This window comes from Brevundimonas sp. (assembly GCF_030682035.1).
Taxonomy (GTDB): Bacteria; Pseudomonadota; Alphaproteobacteria; order Caulobacterales; family Caulobacteraceae; genus Brevundimonas.
Genome location: NZ_JAUXQZ010000044.1, coordinates 103,398 through 124,807 on the forward strand (window position 1 = coordinate 103,398; position 21,410 = coordinate 124,807).

The 21,410-nt window shown below is 67.7% G+C and carries 19 protein-coding genes; 12 read left to right on the plus strand and 7 right to left on the minus strand.

Going from position 1 to position 21,410, the window contains the following annotated elements; genetic code table 11:
- Nucleotides 1-35: 35 nt before the first annotated feature.
- Complete coding sequence (locus Q8K49_RS12010) at nucleotides 36-314, plus strand: type II toxin-antitoxin system Phd/YefM family antitoxin (protein ID WP_304930845.1); 279 nt, start codon at nucleotides 36-38, stop codon at nucleotides 312-314.
- Nucleotides 311-730, plus strand: a complete 420-nt coding sequence (locus tag Q8K49_RS12015; protein ID WP_305306312.1) for a type II toxin-antitoxin system VapC family toxin — start codon at nucleotides 311-313, stop codon at nucleotides 728-730. Before Q8K49_RS12010 ends, Q8K49_RS12015 begins: the two co-directional genes overlap by 4 nt.
- Here Q8K49_RS12015 and Q8K49_RS12020 read toward each other — a convergent pair.
- The 4 genes from Q8K49_RS12020 to Q8K49_RS12035 all read right to left on the minus strand — a co-directional run bounded on the left by Q8K49_RS12020 (nucleotide 717) and on the right by Q8K49_RS12035 (nucleotide 5,406).
- Entirely contained in the window at nucleotides 717-1,910 is a 1,194-nt protein-coding gene (locus Q8K49_RS12020; RefSeq protein WP_370867778.1) for a DNA-packaging protein, read from the minus strand. The genes Q8K49_RS12015 and Q8K49_RS12020 overlap by 14 nt on opposite strands.
- A complete protein-coding gene (locus Q8K49_RS12025) occupies nucleotides 1,843-2,343 on the minus strand; it encodes a hypothetical protein (protein WP_305306313.1) in 501 nt (166 codons plus the stop codon). The genes Q8K49_RS12020 and Q8K49_RS12025 overlap by 68 nt, the downstream gene beginning before the upstream one ends.
- Before the next feature lie 142 nt (nucleotides 2,344-2,485).
- Entirely contained in the window at nucleotides 2,486-4,906 is a 2,421-nt protein-coding gene (locus Q8K49_RS12030) for a PAS domain S-box protein (protein WP_305306314.1), read from the minus strand.
- A 35-nt stretch (nucleotides 4,907-4,941) separates the two neighbouring features.
- Nucleotides 4,942-5,406, minus strand: a complete 465-nt coding sequence (locus tag Q8K49_RS12035) for a YcgN family cysteine cluster protein (protein WP_305306315.1) — start codon at nucleotides 5,404-5,406, stop codon at nucleotides 4,942-4,944.
- A gap of 456 nt (nucleotides 5,407-5,862) precedes the next feature.
- Here Q8K49_RS12035 and Q8K49_RS12040 point away from each other — a divergent pair, with 456 nt between their 5' ends.
- The 9 genes from Q8K49_RS12040 (at nucleotide 5,863) to Q8K49_RS12080 (ending at nucleotide 14,679) form a co-directional block, all read left to right on the plus strand.
- Complete coding sequence (locus tag Q8K49_RS12040; RefSeq protein WP_305306316.1) at nucleotides 5,863-7,710, plus strand: ABC-F family ATP-binding cassette domain-containing protein; 1,848 nt, start codon at nucleotides 5,863-5,865, stop codon at nucleotides 7,708-7,710.
- Between the two features lie 101 nt (nucleotides 7,711-7,811).
- A complete protein-coding gene (locus tag Q8K49_RS12045) occupies nucleotides 7,812-8,282 on the plus strand; it encodes a mobile mystery protein A (protein WP_305306317.1) in 471 nt (156 codons plus the stop codon).
- The gene (locus Q8K49_RS12050) at nucleotides 8,279-8,872 is read left to right on the plus strand and encodes a mobile mystery protein B (protein ID WP_305306318.1); all 594 of its coding nucleotides are present in this window, start codon (nucleotides 8,279-8,281) and stop codon (nucleotides 8,870-8,872) included. Before Q8K49_RS12045 ends, Q8K49_RS12050 begins: the two co-directional genes overlap by 4 nt.
- A gap of 55 nt (nucleotides 8,873-8,927) precedes the next feature.
- Nucleotides 8,928-9,167 carry a hypothetical protein gene (locus tag Q8K49_RS12055; protein ID WP_305306319.1) on the plus strand — a complete coding sequence of 80 codons (240 nt, stop codon included), beginning with the start codon at nucleotides 8,928-8,930 and terminating at the stop codon, nucleotides 9,165-9,167.
- A gap of 835 nt (nucleotides 9,168-10,002) precedes the next feature.
- On the plus strand, nucleotides 10,003-11,049 hold the full coding sequence (locus tag Q8K49_RS12060; protein WP_305306320.1) for an ABC transporter substrate-binding protein: 1,047 nt from the start codon (nucleotides 10,003-10,005) through the stop codon (nucleotides 11,047-11,049).
- Nucleotides 11,036-11,806, plus strand: coding sequence for an ABC transporter ATP-binding protein (locus tag Q8K49_RS12065; protein ID WP_305306321.1), 771 nt, complete (start codon nucleotides 11,036-11,038; stop codon nucleotides 11,804-11,806). The genes Q8K49_RS12060 and Q8K49_RS12065 overlap by 14 nt, the downstream gene beginning before the upstream one ends.
- Nucleotides 11,803-12,555 carry an ABC transporter permease gene (locus Q8K49_RS12070; RefSeq protein ID WP_305306322.1) on the plus strand — a complete coding sequence of 251 codons (753 nt, stop codon included), beginning with the start codon at nucleotides 11,803-11,805 and terminating at the stop codon, nucleotides 12,553-12,555. Before Q8K49_RS12065 ends, Q8K49_RS12070 begins: the two co-directional genes overlap by 4 nt.
- Nucleotides 12,556-12,649: 94 nt before the next feature.
- Entirely contained in the window at nucleotides 12,650-13,588 is a 939-nt protein-coding gene (locus Q8K49_RS12075) for a hypothetical protein (protein WP_305306323.1), read from the plus strand.
- Nucleotides 13,585-14,679 (plus strand): DUF2336 domain-containing protein, encoded by a 1,095-nt coding sequence (locus tag Q8K49_RS12080; RefSeq protein ID WP_305306324.1) that lies wholly within the window; start codon nucleotides 13,585-13,587, stop codon nucleotides 14,677-14,679. The genes Q8K49_RS12075 and Q8K49_RS12080 overlap by 4 nt, the downstream gene beginning before the upstream one ends.
- A 66-nt stretch (nucleotides 14,680-14,745) precedes the next feature.
- Here Q8K49_RS12080 and Q8K49_RS12085 read toward each other — a convergent pair whose 3' ends face one another.
- The 3 genes from Q8K49_RS12085 to cysK all read right to left on the minus strand — a co-directional run bounded on the left by Q8K49_RS12085 (nucleotide 14,746) and on the right by cysK (nucleotide 17,591).
- Nucleotides 14,746-15,180 carry a MucR family transcriptional regulator gene (locus tag Q8K49_RS12085; RefSeq protein WP_284222232.1) on the minus strand — a complete coding sequence of 145 codons (435 nt, stop codon included), beginning with the start codon at nucleotides 15,178-15,180 and terminating at the stop codon, nucleotides 14,746-14,748.
- A gap of 165 nt (nucleotides 15,181-15,345) precedes the next feature.
- Nucleotides 15,346-16,563 (minus strand): DUF2336 domain-containing protein, encoded by a 1,218-nt coding sequence (locus tag Q8K49_RS12090; RefSeq protein WP_305306325.1) that lies wholly within the window; start codon nucleotides 16,561-16,563, stop codon nucleotides 15,346-15,348.
- 44 nt (nucleotides 16,564-16,607) lie between these two features.
- Nucleotides 16,608-17,591 carry a cysteine synthase A gene (gene cysK / locus Q8K49_RS12095; protein WP_305306326.1) on the minus strand — a complete coding sequence of 328 codons (984 nt, stop codon included), beginning with the start codon at nucleotides 17,589-17,591 and terminating at the stop codon, nucleotides 16,608-16,610.
- A 238-nt stretch (nucleotides 17,592-17,829) separates the two neighbouring features.
- Here cysK and Q8K49_RS12100 point away from each other — a divergent pair, with 238 nt between their 5' ends.
- Entirely contained in the window at nucleotides 17,830-21,336 is a 3,507-nt protein-coding gene (locus Q8K49_RS12100; RefSeq protein ID WP_305306327.1) for a DNA methyltransferase, read from the plus strand.
- The last annotated feature ends 74 nt before the right edge of the window (nucleotides 21,337-21,410 follow it).

The following is a 21,410-nucleotide window of genomic DNA, read 5'->3' on the forward strand; positions in this document are numbered from 1 at the left end:
TTGGACCAACTCATGATCCATGATAGGGTCGGTTCATGACGCTTCAGGTCAACATCGCCGAGGCCAAGGCCCGCCTGTCCGAACTGGTCGCTCGCGCCGAGGCCGGCGAGGAGGTTGTTCTCGCCCGGTCGGGAAAGCCTATTCTTCGCCTTCAAGCCCTGTCCCGGCCTGTCCGGAAGAAGAAGCATCGTTTCATAGGCGCCCTGGCGCATTTGGGGCCGCTCACTGATGAAGAAGCGAATCTCTTTCTCGAGCCTGATCCAGAGTTCGAGGCTGCGGCCCGCTCCGAGGATGAGGATCACTTTTACAAGTGAGCGCGGTCCTTCTCGATACCCACGTCCTTATCTGGAGCTTGTTTGATCGCCCCGAACTGACGGCCTCCGCGCGCGGGTGGATGGAGGATGCGTCCACCATCTATGTCAGCGTGGTCAGCATCTACGAGATCGACTTCAAGCGACGACGAGGCGGGCTGCGGGCGAAGGACTCCTTCCTCCAGCGGATGCCGCAGAACATGCCAGACACGCTTCCCTCTTTTGGCTTCAAGCTTGTGGACGTCACCGCCGAAATCGCGTGGCGCGCCGCCCGGCTTCCAATCGACCATCCGGACCCTTGGGACCGCATTCTGATCGCTCAGGCCATGGCGCTGGATGCACCCTTGATCAGCAACGACAAGCCCTTGCGCGCCTCCGTCGATAGCCAGCCAAAAACTCACGGCGTCATAGTATTCTGACTCGCGGCCCCGCCCTCGGCGCAGGCAGCAGATGCGTCACCGCCCACACCAGGGCGTCGGCGCGGTCGGGACTGCGCCCGCCGCCCTCGGTCGACCCCAGCGCCATCAGTTCCTCTTCCAGCGCCGGGAACGCCCCGCAGTGGACCACCCGTCCCTGTTCATACAGCGCCGCTACCGGCTCAGCTCGCGCCGCCTTGCCCCGGCTGGCGTGCACCAGTTTGATCGCGGTCTCGCAGCCGCCGTGCGCGAGCACGGTCCGCACCATCTCGCCGCCCTGGTTCTTCTCAGCCACGATCTCCCGCGCCCCGAACTCACGCGCCGTCTGCGCTACGATCATGGCCCAGCCCTGCGGCGACTCCCCCGCCTTCGACCGGTCGGCCAGCACATAGGCGCGACCGTCCTTGCGGCCCACCACCACGATCCCGCAGGCGTCCCCGCCCGCGCTGGCCGGCGGATCGACCGCCACCACGATCCGCTCCAGCGTCGCCGGCCGGTTGCCCCGCGCCCGCGCCAGATCCTCGGCCCGGAACAGCGCGCCCTCGGCCTCGACCATCAGCCCCTCCAGTTCCTGCGCCTCCAGCCGCGTGCCGCCATAGACGGCCCTCAGCGCCTCGGCGAAACCGGGGGCCAGATGTTCTGCGTTTTCCGACGTCGGCATACGCGCCACCTTGGCGCCGGGCTCGGCGATCAGCCGCCTCAGCGCCGCGATGGGTCGGGGCGTCGTCGTCACCAGCAGCTGCGGCCAGTCCCCCAGCCGCAGCCCCAGCCGGAGATTGGCCAGCACCCGGTCGGGTGCGCGCCAGGCGCAAAATTCATCGGCCCAGGCCGCATGGAACTGCGGCCCCCTCAAACCATCCGGGTCCTCGGCCGAGAACGCCTGCGCCACCGCCCCCGAGTGCTCCCACACCAGCCTTCGGCGCGAACTCTCCCATCGCGGCTTCAGCAACGGCGGGGCCAGCGCACGGATGCCCGACGGCCCCTCCACCATGACTTCGCGGACATCGTGCAGGCTGGATCCCACCAGCGCCAGGCGCCGCCGCGACTGCGCCAGGTCGTTGATCCACCCGGCCCCGGCGAAGGTTTTGCCCGATCCCCGTCCGCCCAGCAGCAGCCTAAGTCTGGGCGGCGACGGCCAGTTCTCCACCTGTCGGTCCCGCGAGGTCAGCCACCAGTGGCTCACCGCCGTGATCGTCTCGATCGGTGTCAGCTCGGGCTCCAGGCCCGCCGCTCGCGCGGCCAGCAAGCACCGCATCCAGGCGGCCGAACAGCTGGGCGCGGTTGGCGGCCAGCATGGCGGGGTCGAACAGTCCGCCCCCGAGGATGTCTGCGTCATTCATGCCTTCGTCTTCCATTGCGGGACTCATCCCCATGGCGGGGCGGCGTTCGGCGGCCAGCTTCGTCAGCCCGTGCTCGAACCGATGCAACGCGCTCTTCGCCGTCATCAGGCTGCGCGCCAGCCCGGCCAGTATGTTGAGTTCGCGGATATGCGACTTGCGGTCCCGCCCCTCCGGGGGCGGAGTCTCGCCGGCGGTCGCCACGGCATCCGCCAACAGCTGCTCCAGCACCTCCAGGCACCGCCCGGTCAGTGTGTTTTTGTCCTGATTTCCCGTCATGCCCAAATAGTAGGCGACCAGCGCAGCCCGGCGGGCAAATCGCAGTTAGAAAATCACAACTCGTTGATTTTAGACAACATTATCTCGCCAACCCGACTATGAGTTCGCGGATTGTCAGCACAGCGTCACGCCCTTGGGCGGGTCAGGCCGCGTCGGCCGTCTTCAGGCCCGCTCGTTGCTCCAGCCGCGCGGAGATGACCCGCAGCAACTCCGCCACCTGGATTGGCTTGCCGACGTGATCGTCCATGCCCGCCTCCCGGCAGCGCAGCATCTGCTCGGGCTGGACATTGGCGGTCAGGGCGATGATCGGGACCTGACCCGCCGGCCCATCGAACGCCCGGATCGCCCGTGTCGCGTCCAGCCCGTCCATGACCGGCATATGCACGTCCATCAGGATCAGGTCATAGCCGCCGCTCCTGGCCGCCTCGACCGCCTCGGCTCCGTCCTCGACAGTTTCGAACGCGACCCCCAGCCCGCCCAGGATGGCCCCCACCAGCTCCCGGTTGGCGGCGGCGTCATCGGCCACAAGGATGCGCAACCCGTCAAGATACGCCGCCTCGTCGTCCACCCCCTTCTCGGAAACCAACGCTTCCGCCGGCCTCAGGGGAACCTCGAACCAGAAGGTCGAACCTTCCCCCGACCGACTGTCGGCGCCGATCTCGCCGCCCATCATCTCGACCAGACGGCGCGAGATCGACAGGCCCAGGCCGGTGCCCCCATACACGCGGGTGGTGGAATTATCCGCCTGGCTGAAGCGTTCGAACAGGGCGTCGATCTTCTCGGCGGCGACGCCGATGCCGGTGTCGGTCACCGCCACCCTCAACCGTTCCGCGGCCCACGACGCCTCGAGCGTCACCCGGCCCGCCCCGGTGAATTTCACGGCATTGGCCAGGAAGTTCAGCGTCACCTGCCGCAACCGTCCCTCATCTCCCGTCAGCGCCTCGGGCAGTCCCGGATCCAGCTCTATCGCCAGCGTCAGACCCTTGACCGCGCATTGACCCTCGACCAGGGCCGCCGCTGCTTCCGCCATGGCCCGGGGACTGAAATCCCGATCCTCCATTTCCACCGCCCCGGCCTCCAGCTTGGAGTAGTCCAGGATGTCGTTGATGACCCCCAGCAAGGCCTCGCTGGCCGTGCCGATCCGGTCGGCGTATCGCCGCTCCGTCTCGCCCAGTGTCGGGCTCTGCTGCAACAGGCCTGAAAAGCCGACCACGCTGGTCAGGGGCGTGCGCAGTTCGTGGCTCATATTGGCCAGGAATTCCGACTTGGCGCGCGCCGCATCGTGAGCCCGGTCCCGGGCCTCCAGCAGTTCAGCCTCAAGTCGCTTGGTATCCGTAATGTCGCGCAGCAGGTCCTGTATCTCGACCGGTCGTCCGTTCGCGTCCCATATCAGCCGGGGGTGACCCTCGAACCAGACCAGCTCTCCGTTCTTCTTGAGGGTCCGCCACACCACCCGCGGCGACGGCGCGCCGGGCCCCGCGGCGACATAGGCCGCATAGGCCGCCTTGATCGACAGCACGTCGTCGGGATGAACGAAGTCGGCATAGAAGCGTCCCACCAGATCCTCGGGCCGATAACCAAGGGCCGTCTCGATCACCGGCGAGACATAGGTGAATATCCCGTCCACCCCGGTCATGGTGATGATGTCCGAGGAATGCTCCGCCAGCAGCCGGTAGCGCGCCTCGCTGCTCTGGATCAGATCGATGGCGCGTTCGGCCTCGGTGACATCCTGGAACACCCCGAACAGGGCGGTCACCCGCCCCCTGTCGTCCCGTTCGGTTTCGGCCTTGGCGGTCACCGTCCGTTCCTCGCCGTCCGGGCGGAACAGCCTCAGCTTGAACTCATAGCCCTCGCCCGTGCTGATCGCCCGGTCGAGGAGTCCGCGGAAGACCGGCTCGTCGTCCGGGTGGTAGGTGGCCAGAATGCCTCCGGCCGAGGGATCGAACGTCTCCCGCGTCACGCCGTGAATGCGGTAAACTGCGTCGGACCAGGTGATGGCGTGCGGCTCGATCTGGTAGCGCCACTGCCCGACGCCGGTCATCTCCTCGGCCAGACGCAGGAGTTCCAGCTGCTCGGCCTGCTGCCGGATGGCTTCCGCCCGATCCAGAATTTCGCCGGCCATTCGGGCCAGCAGCTTCAGGTTCTCCAGTTCGGCGTCGTCGGGTTTGGGACGCGCCTTGATGTCCATCACGCCGATCGCGCCCACAACCTCGCCCGCGGCGTTGACCACGCTGGCGCCGGCGAAGAACCGCAACCTCGGCTCGCCGGTCACCATCGGATGGTCGCGGACGCGCTCGTCGGCCAGGGCGTCCTCGATCACCAGCACCGCGTCCGGTCCCATGGCGGCCACCAGGTTCGTCGCCGTCAGACCGCGGGGCATTTCGCTCCGCCCGAGGCCGATACTGGCGCGGAACAGGGTCCGGTCCTCGTCGAGGACGCCTATCATGGCGTGAGACGCGCCGAACATGGCGGAGGCGAGCGCCGTCAGCCGCTCGAACGGGCTGTCCAGATCCAGTCGATCCGTCGCTGCTTCCCGCGGCGTTTTCGGACGTTTCGCTCCCATCTCTTCAGCCTACAGAGAGAACCACGAAATATTGGTTAGCGGCGTTGACCCCGCTCGAGGTTCCACTCCGGGGCCTCGAAATCCAGCGCGTCCTCGGCCTCCGCCAAGGCCAGTTCCGACACCGTCTGCCCGCGCACCGAGACCCCGGCCGTGTGTACGCTCTCGGGGTCGCCCGAGACCAGCGGATGCCAGTCCGCCAGGCCCCGCCCCTCATGCACCCGGCGATAGCCGCACGACTTCGGCATCCACCCCAGCTGTTCGATATTCCACGGCGTCAACTTGATGCAGTCCGGCACCTGTGCGCGCCGGTTGGCGTAGTCGACACAGGTGCATCTGTCGCTGTCGAACAGCTTGCAGTGCACCCGCGTCGGGATCACCTGGCCGGTGTCCTCGTCCTCGATCCGGATCAGGCAGCACAGGCCGCAGCCGTCACACAGGCTCTCCCACTCCTCGCGGGACATCTGTTCCAGACGCTTGGTTTGCCAGAAGGGCCGATCCATCGGCGGCCTCTTACGCGGATCGCCCCGGGCTGTCTCCGCCCTTCGGCGGGATCAGGTCGCGGGCGGTTCAGGTGTAGTGACCACGGGGCCCATCAGCGGCATGACGGGAACCGGGCCGGAGACCGGCGCCGGCGCCACGGCGTCCACCCTCTGTCAGATGTTCAGCCGGTTGGCCGGCGGCGCCTCGGCGCCGAGCGCCCCGCCAGCCGGTCGCTTCAGCCGAAGCCCCGCTTCCGGCGCGCGGGCGGCGCGGCCTCCTGATCCTGATGGCTCATTCTCATCCCCCCGGACGTTCGGCCTCAGTCTAACACTGGTCCGCGTCGCACCCGGGCGAATCCCACTTCGGGCGAAGACGACTGCCGGTGGTCACAACGGGCCAGACCCCCTATATGGCCGCCTTCGACCGCGCGGACTCCCCGCCGCCCCCATTTCCAAGCGCGCGCGTCCAAGGTTTGCATGGCTCCCCGTCCTCCTCTCGTCGCCCTAAAGAACGTCCGTCTCCAGGATGGCCAGCGCCCCTTGTTTGACGGGGTCGACATCGCCGTCGAACCGCGCACCCGCGCCGCCCTCGTCGGCCGCAACGGGGCGGGCAAATCGACCCTGATGAAGATGGTCATGGGGTTGATCGAGCCGGACGCCGGCGACCGCTCCGTCCAGGCCGGAACCCGCTTCGCCTATGTGCCGCAGGAGCCGGTGATCACCGGCGGGACGCTGCTCGACTACGCTGAATCCGCCGGCGCCGACCATTGGACGGCCGAGGCCTGGCTGGCGACCTTCGGCCTCGATCCGGCCAAGCCGGCCGTGAACCTGTCCGGGGGAGAAATCCGTCGCGCCGCCCTGGCCAAGGCCTTCGCCGAAGAGCCCGACCTGCTGCTGCTCGACGAGCCGACCAACCACCTCGACATCCTGGCCATCGAACTTCTGGAGGAGGAACTGCTCCAGGCCCGCTTCTCGGTCCTGGTCGTCAGCCACGACCGTGCCTTCCTCAACCGCGTCACCCAGTCCTGCCACTGGCTCGAAGGCCGCCGCGTCCGCACCCTGAACAAGGGCTTCGCCGCCTTCGACGAATGGGCCGGCAAGGTGCTGGAAGAGGAAGCACAGTCCCTTCAACGCCTGACAAAGACCATCGAGCGCGAGACCGAGACCTTCTACCGCTCTATCACCGCCCGCCGCACCCGCAACGAGGGGCGCGCACGCTCGCTGGACGCCCTGCGGGCCGACCGCAGCGAACGGCTCAAGGACGTCCCGCGCGAGCTCAACCTCGGCGTGGATTCCGGCGCAACCTCGGGCAAGCTGGTGGCGGACCTCAAGGGAGTCTCCAAGAGCTTCGGCGACCGGCCCGTCATCAAGCCCTTCACCACCCGCGTCATCCGCGGCGACCGGCTGGCCATCGTCGGCCCCAACGGGGCGGGCAAGACCACCCTCGTCAAGATCCTGCTCGGCGAACTCGCGCCCGATGAAGGCACGGTCAAGCTGGGAGCTAACCTCGAGCCGGTCTATCTCGACCAGTCCCGCGAGGGTCTGCGCAGCGACATGACCCTGTGGGACGCCCTGACGCCCGGCGGCGGCGACAGCGTGCTGGTGCGCGGAATCTCCAAACACGTCGCCGCCTACGCCAAGGACTTCCTGTTCCAGGAGGGCCAGCTGCGCCAGCCGATCTCGACCCTGTCGGGCGGCGAGCGCAACCGCCTGCTTCTGGCCCGCGCCCTGGCCAAGCCCGCCAACATGCTGGTCCTCGACGAACCGACCAACGACCTCGACATGGACACGCTCGACAAGCTCGAAGAGCTGCTCGAGTCCTACGACGGCACCCTGATCATCGTCAGCCACGACCGCGACTTCGTCGACCGTCTGGCCACCTCGACCATCGCCATGAATGGCCGCGGCGACATCGTCGAGACCCCCGGCGGCTGGACCGACTTCATCCGCCAGAACCCGGGCTTCCTGAAACCCGGGGCCAACCCCCGCCCGCAGGACAAGGACGCCGCCCGGCGCGCCGAGGCCGCCGATGAGGCGCGTCGGGTCGAGAAGGCGGAGCCTTCTGACCGCGCCTCCACAAAAAGGTCCGGCAAACTGACCTTCAAGGACGCCCACCGCCTGAAGGAACTCGAAGGCCTGCTGGCCAGCCTGCCCGAAGACATCGCCCGCCACGACGTCACCCTGTCCGACCAAGGCCTCTACGCCCGCGATCGCAAAGCCTTCGACCGCGCCACCGCCAACGCCGACCGCGCCCGCGCCCTGCTGGCGGCGGCGGAGGAGGAATGGCTGGAGCTGGAGGCGAGGCGGGAGGCGCTGGCGGGGTAGCCAGCCTCTTGATCGGTTTTGGACGACCAAATACGCCTCTGTTTCTCGGCTATAACCGATCACATTCTTGACGTTTGATCGGTTATAGGCTTCAACGTTGCATGGCCTATTTCCTCCCCAACGCTCGCGCTCGTCGCCATCTGGACCGGAAGCTGGCCCCTTTGAAGGATCTCGATGGTTTTACGCGCCCTCCTCACGGATGGGTGCGCGCCATTCGGGACGGCTTGGGCATGACGACGCGGCAGTTCGGGGCCCGACTGGGTGTCGCGCCTTCGACCGTAACGGGCATCGAGCAGGGAGAGGTCAAGGACAGCGTATCGCTCCGCACCCTCAGACGGGCCGCCGAAGCCTTGGGGTGCCGCCTGGTCTATGCCATCGTCCCGGAACGGTCCCTTGAGGAAAGCGTGTTCGACCGGGCGGCGCGGCTCGCCGACGCCCAACTGTCGCGGGCGCATCACACCATGAGCCTGGAGAACCAGGCCTTGGGATCAAACGATCTCGCGTTCGAACGGGCTCGCCTGATCGAGGATCTTCTTCGAGGAGACCCGCGCCGCCTTTGGGACGAAGCATGAGCGACGCGCTGTTCGACGCGGACGACGGAGCCCACACCCCATTGTCGCCAGAAGAACGCGACGGCCTCATCCCGACCTACATCACGACCCGCAACGAATTGAACGACGCCGAACATGCCAATATCAGCGACGCTGATCGCTGGGCATTCACTCGCAAACGCGATGTCCTCAACCAGACCTTCCTGCGCGCCCTGCACAAGCGGATGTTCGGGAAAGTCTGGCGCTGGGCCGGAACCTTCAGTCAGGAATCGAACCGCCGCATCGGCGTCGATAACTGGCGCATCCAGGTCGAACTCGGCGACCTGATCGACACCGTTCAGTACTGGATCGCTCATCAGACCTACGCGCCCGATGAGATCGCCGTGCGGTTCCACCATAAGCTGACCTGGATCCATGCCTTTCCCAACGGCAACGGCCGCCATGCCCGTCTCGCAGCCGATCTGCTCGCTGCCTCGTTACAACAGCGCCCCTTCACCTGGGGTAGCGCCGGTCTGGTTGGAATCACGTCCCTGCGGGATCGCTATGTTGCTGCCTTGCGCACCGCGGATGCCCATGACATCGGGCCTTTGCTCGCCTTCGCGCGATCCTGAACCGGCGTCCGAACGCCGCATCGCGCAGCCCGAGCCCAAGATCTAGCCTGCCCCCATGATCGCCCGCGTTCGCCGCCTGGACCTGACCCCCGCAGAACGCCGGACCGCCGAGCGCACCAATGCCGCCCTGGCCCTGATCCCGCGCCTCAAGGCCGACGGCTGGCGCCTGACGGCCGGGCAATGGCTCAGCAGCGGTTTCGGCCAAGTCGCCCAGCGGGTCACCGGCGCCCAGCTGCCGCGGCGCGAGGTCCGGGTCTGGCTCGACGGTCGTCTGGCTGCCCTCGACGCCGCCTGACCCCTTCCGAGGCCCGAAAACAGCCTGTTCGGAACGAATTTCCGGCCGTTTTCGAGAGTCTGTGCAGAAGTCGCAAGACCTTCACATCTCGAAGAAAATTCGAACATCGCCACAAACATGCAAGCGCCTTGCACGATTTATCCCCAAGGCCGTCCACAGACGCTCGTTCCGGACCGCTTGCTACATCTGCGGATCGGAGCGAGCTTGATCAGGCCGAGGGACACGGCGGCGCGGAAAACCGGGGAGACCCGGGGCTCAAAGCGGACCGGCCCGGCTCTCTGATCGAACGCACCGGGGGGTTTCGACCTTAACGGACGGGAGACAGGATCAAGGCCCAAAGGACCCTTCGAAGGCTTCGGCCGGAGAAGACCAGAGGGAACCGGATCGGGATCGATGGACGGCGCGGGGCTCGACCTCGTGGAACGCCGGAGACCAGGAGCGCGACAGGATACAGCTGACCATCGCCGGGGTTCGCCTCGCTGATGCAAAGCCAGGGTTCTGAACCTCAATGGCCAAGTCCAACCCGGACTTGGCGAGGGGACGAGGAAAACCGGTTCGCCGGGGATCTTCGTCCCCTCGCTCAATTCTGGTGGGCGCTATCGCGCGCCGCGCGGCGGCTTGCTGCTTGAGCGCGGTCCATCGTCATCCCCCGACTTGATCGGGGGATCGCGACGCGGTCGCTCGCGGCTTGAGGGCGCGATCGTCTCCTCCCCATACATGGGGAGGTGGCGCGGCGCGGCTTCCCGCCGTGACGGAGGGGCAGCGCAAGCGCCGGCGCGCTATCGGCCTTCTCCACGCCCTTCCCTTCCCCGCACCTGAGCCGTAAACCAAGGTCATGACCTTGCGTGGGAATCGCCGTTTCTCGCCGGACCGCCGCGCCCTGCTGGCCGGGGCAGGCGCACTCGCGACCACGGCTGCGCTCGTCGGCTGCCAGCGCGCCGAGGCTCCAGTCGATGAGGAGGGCCGCGTCCGCCTGCGCTTCGCCACCGACTGGCGCGCCCAGGCCGAGCACGGCGGTTTCTACCAGGCCTTGGCCTCGGGGGCCTATGCCAAGCGCGGCCTGAACGTCCAGATCATGCAGGGCGGCCCGGGCGTCAACGTGCCCCAGCTGCTGGCCTCGGGCGCAGTCGAGCTGGGCATGGGCTCCAACAGCTTCATCCCGATGAATCTGGTCGCCGAGGGCGCGCCGGTGAAGGCCGTCGCCGCCTTCTTCCAGAAGGACCCCCAGGTCCTCATCGCCCACCCCGACCCGGCGCTGAAGACCATCGCCGACCTGGCCGGGCGCCCCTTCCTGCTCGCCACCGCCTCGCGCGACGCCTTCTGGGTCTGGCTCAAGGCCAAATACGGCTTCACCGACGATCAGGTCAGGACCTATAATTTCAACCCCGCGCCCTTCCTCGCCGATGAGCGGGCGGTGCAGCAGGGCTATCTGACCTCGGAGCCCTACACGATCGAGCAGGCGGCGGGCTTCGCCCCGCGGGTCTTCCTGCTGGCCGATGAGGGCTATCCCTCCTACGCCGCGATGGTCCTGGCCCCCAACGCCTTCGCCCGCGACAACGCCGCCGCCCTGCGCAGCTTCATCGCCGCCTCCGCCGAGGGCTGGCGCGACTATATCCATGGCGACGCCAAGGCCGCGGATGCCGAGATTCGCAAGGCCAACCCCGAGATGACCCAGGCCATACTCGACCAGGCCCGCGCCCGGCTGAAGGCCAATGGCGTGGTCGACGGCGGCGACGCCGCCCTCTACGGCCTCGGCGCCATGACCGCCGAACGCTGGCAGGCCTTCTTCGAGGTCACATCCCAGGCCGGCGTCTATCCGCCCAATCTGGACTGGCGCCAGGCCTTCACCACCCAGTATCTGCCCGGCCGTGGCCGGAGCTGACGCTGCGGCGTCGCTCGACGACGTCGTCGTCCGCTATCCCGGCCGCGCGCCGCTCGGCCCGATCAGCCTGATCGTCCCCCCCGGCGAGATCGTCGCCGTCGTTGGCGCCTCGGGCGCCGGCAAGTCCACGGTCCTTCGCCTGCTGGCGGGGCTGGAGCCGCCGTCGCAGGGGGTTGTGCACCGGGCCGAAGGGCGGACCGGCTTTGTCTTCCAGTCCGCGACCCTGATGCCCTGGGCCGACGCTCTCGCCAATGTCGCCCTGCCGTTGGATCTGGCCGGCCTGGCCCGCTCCGAAGCCCGCTTCCGCGCCGCCGAAGCCCTGGCCGCCGTCGGTCTCGGCGACAGGCTCGACGCTCGACCGCGCCAGCTGTCCGGCGGCATGGCCATGCGCGTCGCCCTCGCCCGGGGCTTGGTCACAGCGCCAGACCTGCTTCTGCTCGACGAACCCTTCGCCGCCCTCGACAGCGTCACCCGCCGCCGCCTGATCGAGGATCTGCACCGTCTCTGGGCCGGCCGGGCGCCACGTCCCGCCATCGTCTTCGTGACCCATGACGTCGAGGAGGCCGTCTATTTTGCCGACCGGGCCGTGGTGCTCGACGCGACGACAGGCCGGGTGGCGGCTGAACTTCGGTCACCCGGTCCCTTGCCGAGGCCCGAGGGTTGGCGCGGGGACGCCGGCTACCGGACGGCGGTGGAGGCGCTGGCCGTCGCGCTGGCCAAGGCCATGCAGCCTCTCCCGGTGAAAGTCAGCGCATGACCCGCTTCCTGCCGCCCCTGCTCCTCACAGTCATGCTCCTCGCCGTCTGGGAACTGGCCTGCCGTCTGCTCCACGTCCCACCCTGGTTTCTGCCCCCGCCCAGCGCCGTGGCCGCAGCCCTGATCCGGCGTGCGCCCCTCCTCGCCGCCTCCGCCGCGACCACGTTCTGGATGGCGCTCCAGGCGCTCGCCGCCGCCGGGATGATCGGCGGCGGCCTGGCCCTCGCCGTCTCGCTCAGCCGCCCGGCGGAACAGGCTGTCCGCCCCCTCGCCGTCGCCCTGCAGGTCACGCCGGTGGTGGCCATCGCCCCCTTGGTGATGATCTGGGCCGGGCTGGACCACGCCGACCGGGCGGTGGTCGCACTGGCGGCGACGGTGGCCTTCTTCCCGCTGTTCTCCGGCGTCCTGACCGGGCTGAAGTCGGCCGATCCCGATCTTGAGCGGCTTTTTGACCTCTACGGGGCCTCGCCGGTCCAGCGCCTGATCCGCCTGCAACTGCCCGCCGCCCTGCCCTTCATGCTAGAGGGGCTGCGCGTCGCCGCGGGACTGGCCGTGATCGGGGCGGTGGTGGCCGAGTTCGTCTCCGGCTCAGGCGCGACCCAGGGGCTGGCCTGGCGGTTGCTCGAAGCCGGCAACCGGCTGCGCACCGCCGACATGCTGGCTGCCCTCGTCTGTCTGATGGTCATGGGCCTGCTGCTCAACGCCGCCGTCGGCCGGCTGGAGCGGGCGGCGCTCCGTAGACTCTCCTGAACCTGACCTTGGCGCTGAACTTCCCGACGTTAGCGGCGGGTTAAGCGACGCATGACTAGCGTGAGGCTCCCTTCCCGCGTCCGGAGACGCTCCCTTGCGCCGCCCCCCGATCCTGACGACCGCCCTGTTCGCCGCCGCGGGCGTGGTGCTGCTCGCCGGCGGCGCTTCCGCCCAGAGCGCCGGCGCACCGGCCGGTGAGGCCCGTGGCCTGCGCTATCTGTCATGGCCCAGCCGCGGCGAGGTCAGCCCCGCGGCCCCCGCCGCCGCCCCCACTGCTGCTGCCGCTACAGGCAGGCGCGACCTGAGACGCCCCAATACCGTCATTCCGCACGGCGGTCTCACGTCGGCCTCACCCGTCCCGGCGCGGCCCGGCCTGACGCCCGCTCCCGACGCCCCCCGCACCCTGACCCCGGCCAACGCCTGGATGCACCGCGTCGCGCCGCCCCCCCAACCGGCCATGCCCGAACCGGCGCGCGCCGCCCCTCTCCCGCCGCGCCCTGTTCCAGCCCCGCCTCCGGCGCCCCAGCCCCGCGCGACGCCCGACTATCTGCCCGATCCCGGCGTACGTGGTCAGGCCGTGCCCGCCGAGATGATCTATGCGCCGGCCCCCACCCAGGCCCCGCCGGTTCAGAGCGACCCGTTCGATCCCATGGCCCCGCGACGCGACGCGCCGATCTTCCGCATGCAGCAGGACGCGCCCCCCGCTTCAGCCGCCGCCCCGCCGGTGGTCCACCCCGCCGCTGCGTCGCCCCAAACTGCAACCCAGCCGCGCCGTGTCGCTGAAGTGAGCAACAGCGGCGAACGCCCGCCGCTGCAAGGCGGCCGCTACTATTCGGTCCACCGCCAGAATGGCCGGCAGCCGGACGCCCTCGAGATGCCCGAGCCGAACTATGTCGACGCCCTCGCCGTGACCATGCCCGAGACCATCGCCTCGCAGGATCTCGCTGCGCCCGAACAGGGGCCGACCCTGATCCGCGACGCCCAGGGTCGGGTGCGTCCCGCGCCCGCCGCCTCCGACGGGGATCATCAGTGACCGTCGCGTTGACGCCGTCCCGCCTGCCCGAGCTGATCGCCTTGGCTGAGGAAGGGTCAAGCGAGAAGCGTCGTGCGCTGCTGCGGGAATTGACCGAGCATTTCTTCGGCGCCTCGGTCCGCAGCACCACCGAGGACGCCCTCTACGGATCCGTTCTCGCCAGTCTCGCCGACGAGATGGAGAGCGCCGTCCGGGCCGAACTGTCGGCCCGGTTCGCGAATGCGCCAGACGCGCCCCATGCCCTGATCCGCCGACTGGCCAATGACGAAGCCGCTGTCGCCGAAGCCGTCCTGACTACCTCTCCGGTCCTGACGGACGAAGACCTGCTGGGCGTGGTCCGCAAGCATGGTCAGGATCATCTGCGCGCCGTCTCGGCACGCCCCACGGTGTCTGAGGCCGTGTCGGACGTGATCGTCGAGCGTGGCGACGACGAGACGCTCGGAACCCTGCTGCGCAACGACGGCGTCCAGCTGTCGCGCAAATCCTCCGAGGCGGCCGTCGAGCGGGCGCGGGTCAATCCGGCGCTGCATGAGGCCGCCGTTTCGCGCGCCAGCTTGCCGGCCGACCTGCTCAACGAAATGTATTTCGTTGTCGAGGCGCGGCTTCGCACCCGGATCCTCGAACAAAACGCCCGCATGGATCCGGCCCTGCTGGAAAGCGCCCTGGCCGCGGGCCGCGCCCGCATCGCCACCGACGACGGCGCCTTGCCCGCCGACTACGCCGAATGCTCGGCCTATGTCGAAGAACTCAAGGCCGCGGGCCAGCTGACGCCGCAGATGCTGGCGCGGTTCCTGCGCTCGGGCGGAACCACCTCGTTCCTGATCGCCCTGGCCCAGTTGTCGGATATCGACTTCCACACCGCCCGCCAGATCGTCGAGCGGCGCGAGCTGGATGCCCTTGCCGTGGTCTGCAAGTCTGCCGATCTCGATCGCGCCCTGTTCCTGACCTATGCGGTGGTGCTGCTGAACGACGACGGCGGCGCCATGGCCAAGGCCCACTCCTACGCCCGGATGTACGCCGAGCTGACGAAGGACGCCGCGCTCAGGACGTTGCGCTTCTGGCGGATGCGTCGCGGGGCCGCCGCGGCCTGATCCCCACAGCAAACCGCCCGCCTCCATCGCTGGAGACGGGCGCGGCTCCCGAACAGTGCGTCCGGATTACTTCTTGGCGCGGCCCGCGGCGGCGCGGGCCGGTTTGCGGCCGCCCTGACCCAGACCCATCTGCTTGGCCAGGTCCGAACGCGCCTTGGCGTAGTTCGGGGCGACCATCGGATAATCTTTCGCCAGACCCCATTTCGCCCGGTATTCCTCGGGGCTCATATTGTATTTGGTGCGCAGGTGGCGCTTCAGCGATTTGAACTTGCGACCGTCTTCCAGGCAGATCAGGAAATCGGGCGTGATCGACTTGCGCACCGGCACAGCCGGGTCCTTGACCTCGGGCTCCGGCTCGACAGCGCCGGTCGAGACCTGGGTCAGGGCGGCATGGATGCTGGAAATCAGGCCCGGCACTTCGACCGCCTGCACATTGTTGTTGCCGACATAGGCCGACACGATGTCCGCAGTCATTTCGAGGATTTGGGCGTTATCTTCCATGGGTCGGCCTCACCTTGTTCGTTTGTTCTTCGACTGAATCAGCCGTTGGCGAGTTCAATAGATTTGTTCTTTTGTGAAAGCAACATCGGCCGCCATGCTCGCAATGAGATGTCCGAAGTGTTTCAGGGTTCACTATAAACGCCGTTGAGGACGCGCTTGCGGTCTTCAGCGACCGAAATTGTCCGCCAGCGCCAGCATGGCCGCGCGTTCTGGCGCCGAGTAGTGGTCCAGACCCTCTTCCTCGCCCTCGCGAATGGCCCGGAGAAGGGCGGGCGTCAGCGCCGAAGACAGCGACCAGTTCCAGTAGCGCAACACTGTCTGGGCCCGATCGACCGCCAGCATGTCATAGGTGATCTGCACCCGGTCCCAGGCGGGATGGACCGAGCCGTCGTCAGACGTCTCGGGCCGGCGCATCGAGCGCCACAGATTGGTCAGGTCGCTTTTGCCCAGCCCCGTCGCCTTGCACAGGATCGCCAGGGGTTCGCCTCCGGGATCGCCCATGATCTTGGCGCCGGTGAGCGGCTTGACCCCCGACAGATAGGCGATCTCGGTCGCCACCTCGCGGTTCAACCCCCCTTCGGCCGCCACCGCCACGGCTTGCTCCAGCCCGCCATAGGGGCTCTTGGCGATCGCCGCCCGGTTCCGCTGACGGCGCTCGATAAACTGCAGCGCCTTGCGTGAGACCGGATCCTGCCAGTTCTCGACCGCGGCCATGGCGAAGACGTCTTCCGACACCTCCTGCATGACTTCGCGCGACACCGCGAACCGCTGCAGGATGGTGCGGCGATCCTCTGCCCCGCACCACCAGAACATCACATAGGCCCCCGAGGGGCGCAGTTCCGGCCGCTTCAGCACGGCGCCGCACAACTGCGGCTCCTGCCGGCTCAGGCTGACCACGCCCTCGATCGCTGTCTGGCTCAGGCGAGCCGTGCTGTTGCGCAGCACCGCCTCGATGACATGGGTCTCGCCAAAGCTCAGCAGGGTCTCGGTGACGACCTCTGACAGCGCCCGGCGGCTGGCCATCAGAAAGCGGTGGGCGGGCGTGGTGTCCCGCGCGCAGGCGACCAGATCGGCGTCCGACAGCGAGGCGCATTGATCGATCAACAGCCCGGCGATCTCCGGATCGTCGCGCAGCAGCATCCGCGCCAGGGCGTTGGGCAGTTCAGCCAGAGGCGCCAACCGGGCGGCCACTCGCCGACGGTCCTCGGGCAGGGCCAGCCGCAGCATCTCGACCAGCAGGTCGCCGGTCACGGCCCGCTCGAAGGCGTTGATCCGGCTGGTGGGCAGCGACACTACATCGGCGAGGCGTTTCAGCAACGCATGACGCGCGCGGAACCCCCCTTCCGGGGCAGCCTCCTCTGGGATGGGCGCGAGCTCGGACATGTCCCGCAAATCCTAGGTCCGCGCCGGTTAACCGGCTGTGACGGTCACAACCCCTCGAACAGGGCCGTCGACAGATAGCGTTCGGCGAAACTGGGGATGATGGCCACGATGGTCTTGCCGGTGTTCTCCTCCAGCGCGGCCTGGCGGAAGGCGGCGACCAGCGCCGCGCCCGACGAGATGCCGACGGGGATGCCCTCCACCCGCGCGGCCTTGCGGGCCATGTCGAAGGCGTCCTCGTTGGACACCTGTTCGACGCCGTCGATGACCGAGCGGTCGATGATGGAGGGGATGAAGCCCGCCCCGATACCCTGGATCTTGTGCGGCCCCGGCTCGCCGCCCGACAGCACCGGCGAGGCCGTAGGCTCCACGGCGATCATGCGCAGCGACGGTTTGCGCGCCTTGAGCACCTGACCGACGCCGGTGATGGTGCCGCCGGTGCCGACGCCGGAGATGATGATGTCCACCGCCCCCGCCGTATCGTTCCAGATTTCCTCGGCCGTCGAGACGCGGTGGATGGCGGGGTTGGCGGGGTTGTCGAACTGAGCCGGTATGACGGCGCCGGGGGTCCGGTCCCTGATCTCGATAGCCATGGCGATGGCGCCCTTCATCCCCTTTTCGGCCGGTGTCAGCACCAGCTCTGCGCCCAGCAGGGCCAGCATCTTGCGCCGCTCCATCGACATGCTTTCCGGCATGACCAGGATCAGCCGATACCCCTTGGCCGCCGCCACAAAGGCCAGGGCGATGCCGGTGTTGCCGCTGGTCGGCTCGATCAGGACGGTGTCAGGCCCTATCTGCCCCGCCTGCTCCAGCGCCTCGATCATCGCCACGCCGATCCGGTCCTTGACCGAGGCCATCGGGTTGAAGAATTCCAGCTTGGCCAGCACGGTCGCCCTGGGCTTCATCTCGGCCGACAGCCGCGGCAGCCCGACCAGCGGCGTATCGCCGATGGTGTCGAGGATCGAGGCATACACCTTGCCGCGTCCGGCTTTCAGATGGCGGGAGGCGTCGTAGGGGGCCGGGTCGGACATTCTGGTCTCCGGGAAATTCGAGTGCACATAGTGCACTTTTCAGGATCGGGCCGAACGGCGGTTTGGCGAAAAACCGAGTGCACATAGTGCACAATCGCCGCCCCCCCGAGGGGGAAAAACGCGTGCGGAGGGTGCACAATCGCGCGGGCGGCGCTGCGCCTTCAGGGAGATAGGATGGGGCCGGCCCGCTTGCAACGCCCCCGCGAACGGGGCCAAGTGAACTCTAGGGGGACGGCTCTTGGACATCGACGCCTTCATCGACAAATGGAGCCGGGCGCGTGGCGGCGCCGAACGCGCCAATTATCAGATGTTCCTGTCGGAGTTCTGTCAGGTCATCGGCGTTCCCTCGCCCGATCCCGCCAGCGACGACACCCACACCAACGACTACGTATTCGAGCGGGGCGTGAAACGCCGCGACGCCGAAGCCCTCGGCTCGACCCTGCGCATCGACCTCTACAAGCGCGGCTGTTTCATCCTCGAGGCCAAACAGTCACCCGAACGCCTCCGCCTCGCCGTCTCCTCCCCCTCATGGGGGAGGGGGACCGCCGGAACGGCGGTGGAGGGGGCTGACGCGTCCGCAGACGGCAAGTGGGACGTCCTGATGCGCAACGCCCGGCGTCAGGCCGAGGACTACGTCTTCCGTCTGCCGTCCGACCACGTCGCCCCGCCGTTCCTGATCGTCTGCGACGTGGCCCATGTGTTCGAGGTCTATGCCGACTTCTCCGGCACCGGCCGCGCCTACAGTCATTTCCCCGATCGCAAGGGCTTCCGCATCCGGCTGGAGGACCTGCGCGATCCGGCGATCGTCGCCCGGCTGAAAGCCATCTGGACCGACCCCCAGTCGCTGGACCCCACCCGCCACGCCGCCCGCGTCACCCGCGAAATCGCCAACCGCCTGGCCGAGGTCTCCAAGGCGCTGGAGAAGAAGCACCCGCCCGAGGACGTCGCCCATTTCCTGATGCGCTGCATCTTCACCATGTTCGCCGAGGACGCGGACCTGCTGCCGCGTGGCCAGTTCACCGCTCTGCTCAGCGAATGCCTCGACGGCCCCGACAGCTTCGCCCCCCTGCTTCAGGACCTGTGGCGCAAGATGGACGCGCCCGATCACGCCGACCGCTTCTTCTCGGGCTTCAAGACCCATTTGCGCTATTTCAACGGCGGCCTGTTCCACGACGCCCGCGCCTTCCCGATGGGCCGCGAAGAGATCGGCGAACTGCTCGCCGCCGCCCAGCACGACTGGCGCTTCGTCGAACCGGCCATTTTCGGCACTCTCGTCGAACAGGCGCTCGACCCGGCCGAACGGCGCAAGCTGGGGGCCCACTACACCCCGCGTTCCTATGTCGAGCGATTGGTCGAGGTCACGGTCATGGAGCCGCTGCGCGCCGACTGGTCGGCCGCCCAGACCCGGGCCGAGGACGCGCGCGAGCGGGGCGATGCGAAAGAGGCGGTGGCCCTCGTCCGCGCCTTCCACCATGCCCTGTGCCAGACCCGAGTGCTCGACCCCGCCTGCGGCACCGGCAATTTCCTTTATGTCGCGCTGGAGCTGATGAAGCGGCTCGAGGGCGAGGTGCTGGAAACCCTCGCCCAGCTGGGCGAGACCGAGAGCATCGGCCTTGAGACCGTCGACCCGCACCAGTTTCTCGGCATCGAGCTCAACGTCCGCGCCGCCGCCATCGCCGAACTGGTGCTGTGGATCGGCTATCTGCAGCAGCACTACCGCAACCGCTCCGAACACCCGGCCGAGCCGATCCTGAAGGCCTTCGGCAACATCCAGCAGAAGGACGCGGTCCTGACCTGGGACGGATACCCCGAGCTGCAGTTCGAGATCATTCCTCCCCCCTCGGGGGAGGGGGACCATCCGAAGGATGGTGGAGGGGGCTTGCCGCACGCGCCGGTGCCCGCCCCTGCCCCCTCCACCGCTTCGCGGTCCCCCTCCCCCGGTGGGGGAGGAACGAGGGGCGCGGTTCAGGTCTATCCGAACGCCCGGCGGCCGGACTGGCCGGCGGCGGAGTTCATCGTCGGGAACCCACCTTTTTTGGGCAAAGGGAAGGATATGCGAGAAGCACTCTCCGATCCGTATGTTGAAGCACTCTTCGCAGCCCACAAGCAGATCAATGAAAGCGCCGATTTCGTTATGTACTGGTGGGACCGAGCCGCTGAGGTCCTGCTTCAGCGGAAAGCGATCCTGCGCAGGTTCGGGTTTGTCAGCACTAACTCGATCAAGCAGACTTTTGATCGGCGTGTAGTCGAGCGCCATCTGGCCGGAAAGACGCCACTGTCGATCATCTTTGCCGTGCCCGACCACCCGTGGACCAAGGCAACCCGTGATGCGGCGGCCGTTCGGATCGCCATGACTGCGGCGGAACGTGGCTCCGTCCAAGGAATACGTTTGGCTGTGCTTGCCGAAGTCGCCCTCGACTCCGACGAGCCCCAGCTCACGTTTTCTACGGCACGCGGACGCATCAACGCCGATCTCTCGGCAGGTGCCGACTTGACACAGACTCGAGAACTCGTGGCGAATGCCGGGTTGTCCTGGAATGGCGTGATGCTTGCCGGGAGAGGCTTTGTCTTGGAGCCTGCGGCGGCAGACCTGTTAACTGCAGGCACCCTAGAGTCCGACCTGCTTCGTCCGTTCGCTAGCGGACGAGACTTGGTGCAAGGCTTCAGAGTTAGATACATTATCGATACTTATGGGAAATCGGACGCCGACCTTCGCCGCAAATATCCGCGCCTTTTCCAACATCTCCTTTCAACGGTCAGGCCTGAGCGTGATCTGAATCGAGACGATCAGTTCCGAAGAGATTGGTGGCTGTTTGGCCGGAATAGGCCCGATTTGCGCACGGCAATCGCCACTGTCAGTCGCTTCATCGCCCTCCCGGAGACTGCAAAACACAGGGAATTTCAGTTTCTTCCTGCACAGTTCCTCCCGGAGCACAGGCTGGTGAACATTGCCGTGGATGATGCCTCCTTGCTGGCCGTGCTTTCATCACGGTTCCATCGGCATTGGTCGCTTTCCGCTGGTGGGACCCTTGAAAGCCGTCCCGTCTACAACAAGTCCCGTTGCTTCGACCCCTTCCCCTTCCCCGACCCCGCCGATGCCATCAAGACCCGCCTCCGCGCCCTCGGCGAGGAGCTCGACGCCACCCGCAAGACGGTTCAGGCCGAGCATCCGGACCTGACCCTGACCGGCCTCTACAATGTGCTGGAGAAGGTCCGCGCAGGCACGCTGCTCGATGCGAAGGACGAGGACGTCAAGACACGCGGCCGGGTGCTGATCCTCAAGGACCTGCACGACCAGATCGACCGGGCGACCGCCGACGCCTACGGCTGGCCCCATGACCTGACCGACGAACAGATTCTGGAGAAACTGGTCGCCCTCAACGCCGAACGCGCCAAGGAAGAGGCCGCCGGCCACGTCCGCTGGCTGCGCCCCGACTACCAGATCCCGCGCTTCGCCAAGGGGGCCAAGGCGAAGTCCGGCGAACTCGACCTCGGCGACACAGTTGTGGCCCTCGACAAGGGCCTGCCGGTCTTCCCCAAGGACAAGGCCGAACAGCCGCTGGCCCTGCTCGCCGCCCTCGCCGCCGCCGACCGCCCCATGGACGCCGCCGGCCTGTCACGCGGCTTCAAGGGCGGAGGCCGGAAGATCGAGCAACGCGTCACCCAGGCTCTCGCCACCCTGGTCCGCTACGGCCGCGTCGTGGCGCTTCCGAACGGAACGTTCGCGGCGCGACGGGCGGCGTAGTCAGAACCCCTCTCCCACAGGGAGAGGGGCAGGGGTGAGGGGTTACGGCGCCTGCCGCCCCAAACACCGTAACC

What these genes read in the sequence shown, in the direction of transcription:
- Q8K49_RS12010 (WP_304930845.1), top strand. Translation starts at nt 36, where the DNA reads ATGACGCTTCAGGTCAACATCGCCGAGGCCAAGGCCCGCCTGTCCGAA.
- Q8K49_RS12025 (WP_305306313.1), bottom strand. Translation starts at nt 2,343, where the DNA reads ATGACGGGAAATCAGGACAAAAACACACTGACCGGGCGGTGCCTGGAG.
- Q8K49_RS12030 (WP_305306314.1), bottom strand. Translation starts at nt 4,906, where the DNA reads ATGGGAGCGAAACGTCCGAAAACGCCGCGGGAAGCAGCGACGGATCGA.
- Q8K49_RS12035 (WP_305306315.1), bottom strand. Translation starts at nt 5,406, where the DNA reads ATGGATCGGCCCTTCTGGCAAACCAAGCGTCTGGAACAGATGTCCCGC.
- Q8K49_RS12040 (WP_305306316.1), top strand. Translation starts at nt 5,863, where the DNA reads ATGGCTCCCCGTCCTCCTCTCGTCGCCCTAAAGAACGTCCGTCTCCAG.
- Q8K49_RS12045 (WP_305306317.1), top strand. Translation starts at nt 7,812, where the DNA reads ATGGCCTATTTCCTCCCCAACGCTCGCGCTCGTCGCCATCTGGACCGG.
- Q8K49_RS12050 (WP_305306318.1), top strand. Translation starts at nt 8,279, where the DNA reads ATGAGCGACGCGCTGTTCGACGCGGACGACGGAGCCCACACCCCATTG.
- Q8K49_RS12055 (WP_305306319.1), top strand. Translation starts at nt 8,928, where the DNA reads ATGATCGCCCGCGTTCGCCGCCTGGACCTGACCCCCGCAGAACGCCGG.
- Q8K49_RS12060 (WP_305306320.1), top strand. Translation starts at nt 10,003, where the DNA reads ATGACCTTGCGTGGGAATCGCCGTTTCTCGCCGGACCGCCGCGCCCTG.
- Q8K49_RS12070 (WP_305306322.1), top strand. Translation starts at nt 11,803, where the DNA reads ATGACCCGCTTCCTGCCGCCCCTGCTCCTCACAGTCATGCTCCTCGCC.
- Q8K49_RS12085 (WP_284222232.1), bottom strand. Translation starts at nt 15,180, where the DNA reads ATGGAAGATAACGCCCAAATCCTCGAAATGACTGCGGACATCGTGTCG.
- Q8K49_RS12090 (WP_305306325.1), bottom strand. Translation starts at nt 16,563, where the DNA reads ATGTCCGAGCTCGCGCCCATCCCAGAGGAGGCTGCCCCGGAAGGGGGG.
- cysK (WP_305306326.1), bottom strand. Translation starts at nt 17,591, where the DNA reads ATGTCCGACCCGGCCCCCTACGACGCCTCCCGCCATCTGAAAGCCGGA.